We start from the raw sequence: 12,074 nt of genomic DNA, 5'->3' as shown, positions 1-12,074 counted from the left end.
AAATCATCTATGCGGCCTTGGTCCTGAATTCCATCGGACTGAGGCCGTTTAGTTTTCTCTGTAATCGTTCGTAATTGTAGAAGTGGATATAGTCCTCAATGTCTTTCTTTAACTGTTCAAAAGTTCGGTAGGTATGCAAATAATATTTCTCGCATTTTAGCGTCCCCCAGAAAGACTCCATCGGTCCATTGTCGATGCAACGACCAACTCGAGACATGCTCTGTTTCATGTCGGCGTTATCCAACATCTCTTTAAAGCTTATCGACGTATATTGGTAACCTCTGTCGCTATGAAGCATGGGCGTACTGCCTGACGCAGCTTCCTGCGCCAGCTCCAGAGTTCTTGCATAGAAGCTGTATGCTGAGCGACTCTGCCTGTTGCACGGCTTGTATTTCGAGATAGACATTCTCCTGTCGATGCTGGCTTAGCGTCGCCTCCTTTGGAACTCCTGTAACTTTTTTAAGAAGGCATTCTCCGCTCGCAGCCGCTCAACTTCGTACTCCAACTTCTTCATGGCTAGCTTTTGTTGGTCGACCTCAGTAAGCTTCTCTGGCGCCTTCGTGCGTCCTCTGCCGTCGCGAAGAGCCTCTGGGCCACCTGCTTCGTACTTTTTGATCCAACTATATACTTGCTGGTAAGAGACCTTGAATTGGTCTGCAGCCTAGAATAGCCGTCCCAAATAAGCACTCCTGTATTGGGAAGCTCTTGAAGCGCACTCACCATATCCTTCAAATTGTCTTGGTAGACGTCGCCCATTTCATTTGTCGCTTCAAGAACACCATTTGAGTAATAGTTTTGATATGAAGTAAGTGCACTATCACGAACGTAACTGCTGAACAGGATTTTCGTATTCGGATGATCTTTTGAAAGAGCACGAAGGCTATCCAGCACAATGTTGTCCGATACAAGTCGCTCTGAGATTTCCTTAGGTGCGCCCCAGACATTTTCTGCATTATCCCGCCAGTTGTGACTGAGTAGAAAAGAGGCTTCAGCAAAAACCGTTGTATTCTCCACATCAGGGAAATAACTTGTGATGGTGTCATTACCGAGAAGAGCTGCGGCAAACCCACCTCCGGAGAAGCCGGTGTTTATTCACTTCCTATATACCGTTCCAGATACTCATTCAACTTTTCTATATATTTTGCATAAAGCTTATTGTCATTTTGCAGACCGTGTCCCGAATGGGGAAACTCGATATAATCATGTGGAACATTATTTTCCTCCAATGCGTTAATCAGATGTTTTACTGTTCCGAATGGAGCTACTCTATCGTATTTTCCATAAGCAGCAAGCGTAGGGACAGAATTTTCATCGATCCACATATACGGTGAAATATCTTTGACTGCTTCATCATATCTTGCCGTCCCTATCATATCTGTTGTAATGGTGTTACCGGACATAATGCTGAATAAGTTTGCTGCCGCCTCCGGACTCTGATCCAAACCGTAGGTAGTCCAGTCCTCTGGATAAAAGCTGGGCGGTCCGACCATCTCAAAGACCATTTTAACAGGAATCGGAGAGGTGTCCGCATCACGGTAAGCATACAATAGTGCCAGAGTTCCGCCCGCCGAGCCACCGGAAATAGCCATTCTATCGAGATTGTAGCCTAACTTTTCCGCTTCCGCTTTTACGACTGGAATACTGTTTTTGATTTCCTGAGACATGGTATAAACGCTGGCTTCAGGGTTATTTTCATCACGCACCGTATAATTAATACCTGCGGCAACATAACCTTTTGAACAGAGCCATTTCAGCATATCGGCGTCACCGCTTTTGTCACCAGTTGTAAAACCTCCTGGATGGAGATATACCACAAGACCGTATGTTTTCTTTGTATTATCCGAAGGAACATACAGGTCAAATTTGTTCTGATCCTTTTCGCCATATGCGATATCCGTATATACACGACCAACGGAGTCATTCCAATTCACCCGCATTTCTCCAGACAGTGGATTGTATGTCATTTTGATGATTGCAGAAACCGCAAATGCAACAATGAAAGCACCTACATAAATAAATCCCCACAATACTTTTTTCCTGCCTTTTTCTTTATTTTTCATAAGAAGTTACCTCCAAACAGTGTACCGCCGAGCATAAAATTCAAAAATGCCCGCACCGCAAGCCGTCCCAAAACGGCGGCTACGATGATAACGACAATCAGAATGACGATGCGTTTTTGTGTAAGTGTCATCTCCGTATCCTCCTTTCCAATTTAAGACATCCATTTGCAAACTTCATGTAACAGATGTATCTTTTTTTGTGTAACAAATGTATCATTGGTTCAGATCAGGATCAATACAGCAAAGGAAAATGATACAGAAAGGATAAAATGTAACGTGGCAGATAAAAAAGTGAAAAATACATATGTGAAGCTTCAAATTACCAATTCACTTCTTGATTTGTTGAAAACAAAAGAACTCAAGGCTATCTCCATCAGTGATCTTACCTCCACGGCACAAGTAAGCCGCGTTTCATTTTACAGGAATTTTGATGAAAAAGAAGATGTTCTAAAAGAATATCTCTATAAACTAGTAGGCGATTGGTATGCGGAATCTCAAGAGAGTGGTAGTACTTCTGAAGATGAAATTCTGGGAAGTTTGTTTGGACACTTTAGTAAAAACAAAGATTTCTATCTGCTTCTAAGTCAAAGAAATTTGTTCTATCTTCTGAAGGATATGCTCAAAGAACTCTTCGGACCCAAGCCGGAATATCCAAACTTCGGTGCTTATGTGGCAGCTTATTTTTCTTATGGATTGTTCGGATGGATTGAAGAATGGTTTGCTAGAGGTATGCAAGAAACTGCAGAAGAAATGACTACACTTCTGAAAAATCGTGATTTAAATCAGTAATAAAATCTCCTATACTGAGAAATTGGGCTTTTTGGCGAATCGTTTGAGATAAGTACAAGAGGCATCCTGTTTGGATGCCTCTTTCTCTTTCTTTTGGAGGTGTTTCGCCCCAATGCCAAAGCGCGTACGTTACAAATTAAGGCTTTACCCACGCCCGTTCCAAATCCATCTCCGAGAAGCATTCCTCCGTGTCGTGTCCGGTATGGTCAATCAGCGGTGTCACCGCGTACGCTTGCATCTCTTCAGCCGAATGAGGCCGCAAAATCGGATCCAGTTCGTCCAGATCCTTCGTCTCCTCATCGAGCCACCGGGTCATATCCTCCGGGGACAGGATCGCCGGCATCCTGCTTTCAAATTCACCGATCAACGGGTTGGCTTCCGTCATGACCAAGGTGCAGGTGCGGAGCGGTTCCCCGCGCGTGTCCCGCCAAATTTCGTACAAACCGGCCACTCCGAACATGCCGCGGTTTTTCATGGCGACGCGCACCGGATAGGACTTTTTGCCTTCATTTTTCCAATAGTAAAACCCGTTGCACGGAATAACGCACCGCTGCTTGTCAACCATTCTCCGGTAGGTCGGATTCCGCTGCACATTTCTGAGATCCGCGTTAATTGCATCTTTGCCCCAGTAGGGGATAAAGCCCCAGCGGAACTCGTCCAGAATCCGTTCTCCATTCTGCTGCAATACGACCGGCGTATATTGCGTCGGGCTAATGTTATAGCGTTTTTTATAGTAGCACATCATTCGTTCGATCCCGAAATGTTCCTGTACCTCCGGCAGCTCGGCCGCCATGGAAAAACGTTGACACATGAAGCATCAGCCTCCCTTTACTCCGTAGTGTTATTCAAAGGAGGAAAATTATGCATATAGAAAAAACTCGCTTCCAACAGGAGCTGAGATATCTGCCTGTTTGAAACGAGTAGGAGTATAGGTTTAGAACACCGGATCGGAACTAGCGGGAACTGTTATTCTTATGATGAAACTGAAGATGCAGTTGTCGCACTTGCTCCGCGAGTTCGGGTACGGGGCCCTCTACAACGGTATCGCGAATAACGTCTTGAATGGGAAGATTTCGAACGCGCGGTGCATCGGCTCCCAGCTCCTTCAGCCATTGGGCCAGCTGCTCGGATGAGCTCGCATATACAATCCGGCCTAAACCGACCCAGCCGTGAGCCGCCGCGCACATCGGGCAGTGTTCGCCCGAGGTATAAACCGTTGCTTTGCTCCGCTGTTCAGGCGTCATATGATTGGCCGCCCAGCGCGCCAAAGCAAACTCCGGGTGCCGGGTATGATCCCCGCCCGCCACATGGTTATGGTCTTCCATAAGCACTTCGCCTGCGGATGAGACTAGAACGGAACCGAAGGGCTCATCGCCGGATTCAAGCGCGGTTTTTGCCAGCTCAACGCAGCGGCGCAAATGTTTCAGATCGGTATCATTTATCATAAATCATCCTCCTCAAAGAGTAACAGGGTAAGCCTCTAACCCTGCCGCTAATACTGCTTACTATAAAATCATGGTATCATGGAGATATTTGAATGAAAAATATATAAGTAATTAGTTATGCTTAGGTTTTACGTATACATGGAGGAGCCGGGAAGCGATGGATATCAGACAGTTGAGATATTTTATAGAGATTGTGGAGGAAGGAACCGTTTCCGGCGCGGCGAAAAGACTTCACCTTTCTCAACCTCCGCTTAGCCAGCAGCTGAAATCAATGGAAGAGGAACTTCAAACGAAGCTGGTGGAGAGGAACGGAAAATACTTGGAAGTAACGGAAGCGAGGAAAGCGGCTCGTACTCAAGGATTAGGCGTCCACTATTTGATTCTGGAGGCATTCTCCGAGCTGCATTTACGGCCCAATATCATAGGCGAATGCTCTGATATTTCCCTTTTGATGAATTTGGTTTCCTCCGGATTCTGCGCGTCGATCGTCCCGGAAACCCTGCTTAAAACACACCAAAGTCATGCTTCTCAGGTTCATAAAATTACCCACCCCGCGAAGCTGACTTCGCCGGTTGGTTTGAACTGGCTGACCAAACATCGCCTGTCCAAGATTGCGCAAAACTTTATCGCTGAACTACAATGAGGATGACGGGAAGAGCAAGTTCGATTATCGAGGGGTGCTTATGAAAAAGGCAAACGCCAATTTGATGAAGGAAATCAATTTAAACCATGTTCGCCAGGTGATGAAACGGGTGGAAACGGCAACCAAACCGCAATTGGCCTCCCTGACCAAACTGAGTGTGGTTACGGTGAACTCGCTTGTGAAGGAACTATGCGAGCTTGGGGAAATCTTTGAAGACGAGACCGTTCCGTCCAATGGCGGAAGACCCGCGCTAACCTATCGGTACAATTATGATTTCAGTCTGGCGCTAGTCATTTACATGAAAGAGAAGCAAGGGCGGAATCTGATCTCCGCGGTAGTCGTGAATTTGGAAGATCATATTTTGCAAAAGGAAGAATTTCTGATGCCTGAGTTTGATCGGGAGCTTTTATATGAAGTTATCGGAAACTTCCTTAAGCTATATCCTTCTATTAAAGTCATCGGAATAGGCATTCCCGGTCAGGTCGTCAACGGCGAGATTATGGTGAGCAGTCACCGGGAATTGAAGGGCGTAAACTTGATTGAAGAAGTAGAATTGAAATTCGGATTGCCCGTTATGGTGGAGAACGATATCAATGCGGCCGTAAGCGGCTACTGCGCAAAGCGGGATTTGGAGGAAGAGCGCTGCGTACTGGGCATCTATTTCCCCACAAAGTACCCGCCGGGGATGGGCATATATCTCGATGGAAAAATAATAAAAGGGAAGAACGGCATGGCCGGAGAAATCAAATTCCTTCCCCTGGACGTGGATTGGTACCGCGACATCGACAAGGGAACCTTTGTAGATTCACTATGTCACATTATTCAAACGGTCAATGCGGTTCTGGCACCGGATAAAATCGTGGTTTATCAGGAAATGGTGAAGGAGGAGGCTTGGGCATCCGCGTGGGAAGCTTATATGAAACAAAGACCTATGCCGTCAAACCCTGAAGTGATTTTTCAGGAAACATTTCAACAAGACTTTGAGGAAGGCATGCGTTGGCTGACGCTCAAAGAATTGGAGCCTCCGTTGGTGCACTTCTTATGAACCCCGCACCGGACGTTGAGTTACGGGGTTCTTTCAACCCTGTTATTGACAAAAGAAGACGGCTGATACATATTTAATAAAGATTCTTTATAAAGTATATTGCTTATGATCGATTGATCGATATGGAAGGGGAAAACTATGGCAACCTGGTTCTTAATCATTATTTATCTGGCATTTATCAGTCTGGGACTTCCGGATTCGCTGCTTGGGTCGGCTTGGCCCGTAATGCGGTCCGATATGGGCGCTTCATTGGGGGCCGCCGGGATCTTATCTATGGTCGTGGCCGGAGGGACAATCGTGTCCAGTTTGGTAAGCGGGAGTTTGCTTCGGCGGCTGGGGACGGGTAAAGTTACCCTGATCAGCTGCTTCCTTACGGCGGCAGCACTGCTTGGATTCTCTATGGCTCACTCAATGATCTGGCTTGTCGTTCTGGCCATTCCGCTCGGTCTCGGCGCCGGCGCCGTCGATGCGGCCCTGAATCATTATGTGGCTGAAAATTATAAGGCCCATCATATGAACTGGCTGCATTGTTTCTGGGGAGTGGGAGCAACGATGGGGCCGATGATCATGTCTTATTATATCGCCGATCATAACTCCTGGAGAAGCGGTTATGCCGCGGTATCCGTCATCCAATTCATTCTCGTCTTTATCCTGCTGGTTACCCTGCCATTATGGAAGCGTGTCGCGGCGAGCCGAGAGCTTGAGCGTTCGCAAAGCGGAATACAAGCCGATCGGACGGAATCCGTCACGACAAGTACAGAGGGGAAATCCAAAGCCAAGCTCATTTCGATGAATGGTGTTAAACCGACGCTCATCGCTTTTTTGTTCTATTGCGGGGTGGAAGCTACCGTAGGGCTATGGGGTGCCAGTTACCTGGTTGGTGCCAAACATTTATCGGCAGAGACGGCCGCCGTTTGGGTTTCTTTATATTATGGCGGAATTACGTTCGGAAGACTTATTACCGGCTTCATCACCTTAAAAGTCCACAATCGCGTCTTAATCCGCTGGGGTCAGCTTGTAGCCATTGTAGGCGGAATTATTCTTCTGCTTCCCTTGCCGACTTCGCTTTTCTCCATCGGGTTTATTCTGATCGGGTGCGGGCTTGCCCCTATTTATCCCGGACTGATTCATGAAACGCCTGCGCGGTTTGGAAGTGCAAATTCGGCAAAGCTTATAGGGTATCAGATGGCTGTGGCCTATACCGGCACCACGTTTCTCCCTCCGTTATTCGGAGTGATCGCCACGCGGATGAGTATTTCCTTGTTCCCGTTCGTTACGTTGGCTTTAGTCATTTTAATGATGATATGCGTGGAGAAAGTAAACCTTACTTTGAAAAAACAACAGCATGCGGAGAGTTGAGTTATTGTCCGGCCAAAACTTTTCTTTAATTCCCAACGTCTAACAAATGTGATTCCGATCATGATTTGATGGATGGGGAGGAGAACAAGGTCGATGAATAAAGGATGGAGGCCGACGCTGATTGTCACCGCCGTATTCGTAATGTTAGTAACCGGCTGTGCGGGGCAACCGAACGCGCCCGAACCATTTCAGCCGGAAGCGTCTGTCGATAAGGGCGTTGAAGGAAATGAGAAGAACGCTCCCGAGCCTGTTGAGGAGATCTCCGAAGCGGCGACGTTATCTATTACGGTCGGTGACGATGTCAAGTTGAAAACCTCTTTGGAGCACATAGAGACGACATTCGATGGAACGGAATACACGATTGAACCGTATGGCGTGACCTTTGCGCTGCGGACGACTATGGGGGAGCCGGTTGTAGAAAGCGAGCGAATCGTTTTTTCGAGCGATTTGTCGGGTGAGGCGACGATAACGTATGAAGTGATGGAGAATACCTCTTTGGATGAAGCCGTGGCCAAGGAACTGGAGGATTACGAGGGCACTTTTAGCGGTAAGTTTGTCGAGACCGTTTCGAAGGGCGGCCTGAAGGGGAAGCATAATCAATATCATGACAGTACAGCTTTTTCCGGCGTTTTTTTCTATGAGTTTGATCGTCATGTTCTCCGAATCGAATATCGATCTCCCATCGCCGCGGTTGATGCAATGGTTCGGATTGTAAATGAAACCATGGACTCGGTACGTACAGTAGCATGAATATGCAGGAAATTAGGAGTGAACCGATTGATTTCAGGAAAAAAATTTGAGCAAGTATTTAATATCATGAAAGAATCCTTTCCGCTCATTGAATATCGGGAATATGAAGGGCAGAAGCGATTGCTGTCCAACCCGCGTTACCGGCTTCTGACAGAAGAGAATGAGCGGGGCGTAGTGGCCGCGTTTCTCGCGGGCTGGGAGTTGGAGGGCTTTAGATTCGTCGAGATGATCGCTGTTTCCCCGGCGGCAAGAGGAGGCGGAATTGGAAAGCGTTTAATGGAGCGGTTTTTGAAACAGTCGGCTTTGCCCGTCGTGTTGGAAGTAGAGCCGCCGGAGGATGAGCTGAAGCGGAGAAGAATCGGTTTTTACGAGCGTCTCGGGTTCAGGTTGGGGGACCACAAATATGTTCAGCCTCCGATGCGTAAGGGAAAGCCGGAATTGCCTTTGTGTATTATGAGCTATCCCGCGCTTTTGACGGAGCCGCAATTTAATTTTGTGAAAGAGCAGCTGTACAGGGAAGTGTATAAAGCTTGAGCCGAGCAATATAATATCCAAATACCTCATCAGCGCCGCGTATATCGCGGCTTTTTTTATTTAAAAAAATCCTGTCGAAGTAATAAATTGACAATATTATATCCGAGTTTTTATTATATTAGCATACGATATAGTATCTATATAACATACGACACAGTATGCAAAAGAGGCGGGTGGATATGACAGTTCGGGACAGAGTTTTTCAGGCTGCGGAGCAATTAAGCAAGACTAAGCCTTTCGATCTGATTACATTCGCAGACATAGCCGAAGCGGCTGGAGTCCATTGGAGCACCGTACGCAGATATTTCGGCGGCAAGCAGAATATGAGGGAGTGGCTCAAGGAGAGACAAGCGGAGCATAACCCGCATCTTGTCGACACGAAATCCCAAGTGTTGGAGGCGGCTGCACATGTATTTTCGACATATGGATACGTGAACTCTTCTTTGGATAAAGTTGCGGAATATGCCGGGTTTAGCAAAGGGGCGGTTTATTGGCATTTCTCCAGTAAACAGGAACTTTTTCTTTCGATATTGGAACAAAATTTTGAGCGGCAGCTTCGTTTACTTTCCGATCAGATGGAGCGGATTCTGACGTCGGATGAACCGATGACCGCACTGACGAACTGGCTGGAGTCACAGTTTATGTGCCTTGAGGACGGGGAAGAACAATCGATGCTGTTTTTGGAATTTTTGGTTTCCGGACGTGATGCCGAGATCCGCGGAAAGCTGCAAAAGCTTCACGGGAACCTGATGGACCGAATAGCGGTTCTCATACAGGAGTTGCAACAAAGAGGCTACATGGCAAGCGATATCGATCCCCGTCCGATGGCCGTGATGTTGGACGCACTTTTAAAAGGTGTTGTCGTGGAGTGGCTTCTTGATCCGAAAGCCGAATCCTTACAAGCCCTGATTCATGCTATTTCAAGGACGTTTTTGCAAGGCATAGGGGGGCCGGCCAAACATTAGATATTATTCAACGCCGGTTACAATCCGGGGTAAATTGTTATGATTGAGGAGGGGAAGCGGATGGTTGCATTTTTGGTCGTAGTGATGTTGGCGGCAGCTCTTTACTTGTACAGCCAATACAAGTTTCGAAGGTTGAAGAAACAATTTCCACCCGCGGGGAAGGTTGTCACGGTAGAAGGGATCAAGCTTCATTACATCAGTGGAGGCGAAGGAAGGCCGGTTGTCTTTCTGCATGGCGGGGTTTTGAACGGGAATGATTTTGAACAAGTCATAGATATGGCCGCAGCCGGCGGGTTTCGGGGAATTGCCTTTGATCGGCCCGGTTACGGATACAGTGAAAGACCCAAAAGCGAGCCGGTTACGCCCAAACTGCAAGCAAGGCTTCTTCAAAAAGCCTTGAAGGAGTTAGGAGTCGAAAAACCGATTCTGGTTGGCCATTCATGGAGCGGAGTGCTGATGCTTACATATGCACTGGATTATCCCGATGATCTGGTGGGGCTGGTCACATTGGGCGCCGGCATGTACCCGGAAGGATATCCCGCAGAGAAAGGCGATCCGATTTCCACAATAATTACAACCCCTGTCTTGGGCAGTATCCTAATGAATATGCTGTTGGCTGTTTTAGGGCCGCCATTGGCGGATAAAATTCTGAAAGAAACCTTTAAGCCCGAACAAGTCCCCGAAGCATATCGAAAGGCGACATTTGCTTACTGGCTTCGGCCATCCCAGTTCAAGGCCAATCGAGAAGATGTACTTGCCTTTGTACCCGCCGCGAAGGCTGTTTCAGGGAGATACAAGGAAATCAAAGTGCCACTGGTCATTGTAGTAGGCGCTGACGACCCCTTCGAAACAAGAGAGCACAGTTTACGACTGCACCAGGAGATACCGAGCTCCAAACTTATCGTGCAGGAAAATGTCGCCCACATGATTCCGCAAAAGCATCCGGACGTTGTCATGAAAGCAATAGAGACTCTACAGCTTAATAGAGTCCAAAATATATAATTCAAAAAGAGGGGAGACTCAGTAAACTGGTACCCATACACTGGACACTTAGAAAAAAGTGTTTAGCGTATGGGTACCTTTTTGTATACTGGAATCAATAGTGGGGGCGAGGGCATGAGTAAGAAACTCTTTAATAAAAATGAACGTACGCTTTTAGCGAATAATCCAAATGTTTTGCGGGTCAGTGAGAAATCAATCACGTATGCCGATGCGTTCAAACGCGTATTCATCGACCAGTATCTATTAGGAAGGACTCCTCGAGAGATTTTTGAAGCAAACGGCTTTGACGTGGAGATGCTCGGGATCAAGCGAGTCGAGCAGAGTGCGGATCGTTGGAAGAAAGCCTATGACAAAGACGGAATCATCGGACTGGCGGATTCACGCAAAGAGGCAGCTTTACGTCCGTTGAAACCAACGTTATCACCCGATGAGATTATTGCCCAACAAGAAGCAAAGATCAAGCTGCTGGAGGCACAACTGGAATACGTAAAAAAGTTAGACAGGAGCGAAAGGAGGCTGTTAGCAAACGGAGAAAACCTAGGTAAAAGTGAACGATTCGAACTTATCCAGGGCGCGATTGAACAAGGATACACACGCATGACGGGCTTCCTTTGTGAGCTGCTAGACGTATCACGCTCAGGCTATTACAACTACCTTTTATCTGCCGGTAAGCGTGAAGAACGTATGCGAAGGGATGAACAAGCCGGAGCCCTTGTTAAGAAAGCCTTTCATCGAAGAGGATTCAAGAAAGGTTCGCGCTCGATCAAAATGACACTGGAACATGAGTATGACACGGTGTACAACCTCAAGCGAATCAAACGACTCATGAATAAGTTTAATCTCATATGTCCCCATCGACGGGCCAATCCGTATCGGCGTATGGCGAAAGCAACACTCGAGCATCGCACCGTTCCTAATGAGCTGCAGAGGGATTTCAAGAAGGGGATTCCCGGACTTGCGCTGCTCACCGACATCACCTATCTCCCGTATGGCAAATCGCAGACGGCTTATTTGTCGACCGTGTTGGATGCCGCCACAGGCGAACTGCTTGCCCATAACTTCTCCACTACCCTCCATTTAAGTCTTGCGACAGACACCGTTAAATCATTAACGAGACAGCGTCGATTGAAGCTCCATAAGGACGCCTTCATCCATTCAGATCAAGGGAGCCACTACACAAGTCCCACCTACCAGCACTTATTGAAAATGAAAGGCCTTGGACAGTCCATGTCGCGACGCGGAAACTGCTGGGATAATGCCCCTCAGGAGTCCTTCTTTGGACATTTGAAAGATCATATAAAAAGCCGAAACTGTGCAACACTGGCTGAATTGGAACGAGAGATTCATCGCTACATTCGCTATTACAATTACCACAGATATCAATGGGGACGAAAAAAAATGACTCCTGTTCAATACAGGAATCATCTTTTAAGTGCGGCTTAACCCTTTTTTTAAAGTGTCCTTGACTAAGGGGCCAGTTTA

The 12,074-nt window shown here is 47.1% G+C and carries 14 protein-coding genes and 1 pseudogene; 9 read left to right on the top strand and 6 right to left on the bottom strand.

Annotated elements, in window-relative coordinates:
• Window positions 1-7: 7 nt before the first annotated feature.
• The 4 genes and pseudogenes from V3851_RS26435 to V3851_RS26425 all read right to left on the bottom strand — a co-directional run bounded on the left by V3851_RS26435 (window position 8) and on the right by V3851_RS26425 (window position 2,191).
• Window positions 8-406, bottom strand: coding sequence for an IS3 family transposase (locus V3851_RS26435; protein WP_331845828.1), 399 nt, complete (start codon window positions 404-406; stop codon window positions 8-10).
• A gap of 18 nt (window positions 407-424) precedes the next feature.
• Window positions 425-649 (bottom strand): annotated as a pseudogene (locus V3851_RS27045) (helix-turn-helix domain-containing protein); the annotation flags it as partial.
• Window positions 650-1,088: 439 nt separating this feature from the next.
• Window positions 1,089-2,060 (bottom strand): alpha/beta hydrolase, encoded by a 972-nt coding sequence (locus tag V3851_RS26430; RefSeq protein ID WP_331849406.1) that lies wholly within the window; start codon window positions 2,058-2,060, stop codon window positions 1,089-1,091.
• Window positions 2,057-2,191, bottom strand: a complete 135-nt coding sequence (locus V3851_RS26425) for a hypothetical protein (protein WP_331849405.1) — start codon at window positions 2,189-2,191, stop codon at window positions 2,057-2,059. The genes V3851_RS26430 and V3851_RS26425 overlap by 4 nt, the downstream gene beginning before the upstream one ends.
• Window positions 2,192-2,336: 145 nt before the next feature.
• Between V3851_RS26425 and V3851_RS26420 the strand changes: the two genes are divergently transcribed.
• A complete protein-coding gene (locus V3851_RS26420; protein WP_331849404.1) occupies window positions 2,337-2,849 on the top strand; it encodes a TetR/AcrR family transcriptional regulator in 513 nt (170 codons plus the stop codon).
• Between the two features lie 136 nt (window positions 2,850-2,985).
• On the opposite strand, the gene V3851_RS26415 is transcribed toward V3851_RS26420, so the two are convergent.
• Both V3851_RS26415 and V3851_RS26410 read right to left on the bottom strand, forming a co-directional pair.
• Entirely contained in the window at window positions 2,986-3,660 is a 675-nt protein-coding gene (locus tag V3851_RS26415) for an SOS response-associated peptidase (RefSeq protein WP_331849403.1), read from the bottom strand.
• A gap of 142 nt (window positions 3,661-3,802) precedes the next feature.
• Window positions 3,803-4,294: a nucleoside deaminase gene (locus V3851_RS26410; protein WP_331849402.1), complete on the bottom strand. Its 492-nt coding sequence runs from the start codon at window positions 4,292-4,294 to the stop codon at window positions 3,803-3,805.
• Window positions 4,295-4,451: 157 nt separating this feature from the next.
• Between V3851_RS26410 and V3851_RS26405 the strand changes: the two genes are divergently transcribed.
• The 8 genes from V3851_RS26405 to V3851_RS26370 all read left to right on the top strand — a co-directional run bounded on the left by V3851_RS26405 (window position 4,452) and on the right by V3851_RS26370 (window position 12,035).
• Window positions 4,452-4,937: a LysR family transcriptional regulator gene (locus V3851_RS26405; RefSeq protein ID WP_331849401.1), complete on the top strand. Its 486-nt coding sequence runs from the start codon at window positions 4,452-4,454 to the stop codon at window positions 4,935-4,937.
• Window positions 4,938-4,977: 40 nt separating this feature from the next.
• A complete protein-coding gene (locus tag V3851_RS26400; protein WP_331849400.1) occupies window positions 4,978-5,982 on the top strand; it encodes an ROK family protein in 1,005 nt (334 codons plus the stop codon).
• A gap of 138 nt (window positions 5,983-6,120) precedes the next feature.
• Window positions 6,121-7,341, top strand: a complete 1,221-nt coding sequence (locus tag V3851_RS26395) for an MFS transporter (RefSeq protein ID WP_331849399.1) — start codon at window positions 6,121-6,123, stop codon at window positions 7,339-7,341.
• 93 nt (window positions 7,342-7,434) lie between these two features.
• Window positions 7,435-8,091 (top strand): hypothetical protein, encoded by a 657-nt coding sequence (locus V3851_RS26390; RefSeq protein ID WP_331849398.1) that lies wholly within the window; start codon window positions 7,435-7,437, stop codon window positions 8,089-8,091.
• A gap of 27 nt (window positions 8,092-8,118) precedes the next feature.
• Complete coding sequence (locus tag V3851_RS26385; protein ID WP_331849397.1) at window positions 8,119-8,625, top strand: GNAT family N-acetyltransferase; 507 nt, start codon at window positions 8,119-8,121, stop codon at window positions 8,623-8,625.
• 179 nt (window positions 8,626-8,804) lie between these two features.
• Entirely contained in the window at window positions 8,805-9,590 is a 786-nt protein-coding gene (locus V3851_RS26380) for a TetR family transcriptional regulator (protein WP_331849396.1), read from the top strand.
• 60 nt (window positions 9,591-9,650) lie between these two features.
• Window positions 9,651-10,592, top strand: a complete 942-nt coding sequence (locus V3851_RS26375; RefSeq protein ID WP_331849395.1) for an alpha/beta fold hydrolase — start codon at window positions 9,651-9,653, stop codon at window positions 10,590-10,592.
• Between the two features lie 114 nt (window positions 10,593-10,706).
• Window positions 10,707-12,035: an IS3 family transposase gene (locus V3851_RS26370; protein WP_331847368.1), complete on the top strand. Its 1,329-nt coding sequence runs from the start codon at window positions 10,707-10,709 to the stop codon at window positions 12,033-12,035.
• Window positions 12,036-12,074: the final 39 nt, after the last annotated feature.

This window comes from Paenibacillus haidiansis, from assembly GCF_036553665.1.
Taxonomy (GTDB): Bacteria; Bacillota; Bacilli; order Paenibacillales; family Paenibacillaceae; genus Fontibacillus; species Fontibacillus haidiansis.
The sequence above is the reverse complement of the archived record's forward strand: the minus strand, read 5'-3'. Positions and strand labels throughout refer to the sequence as shown.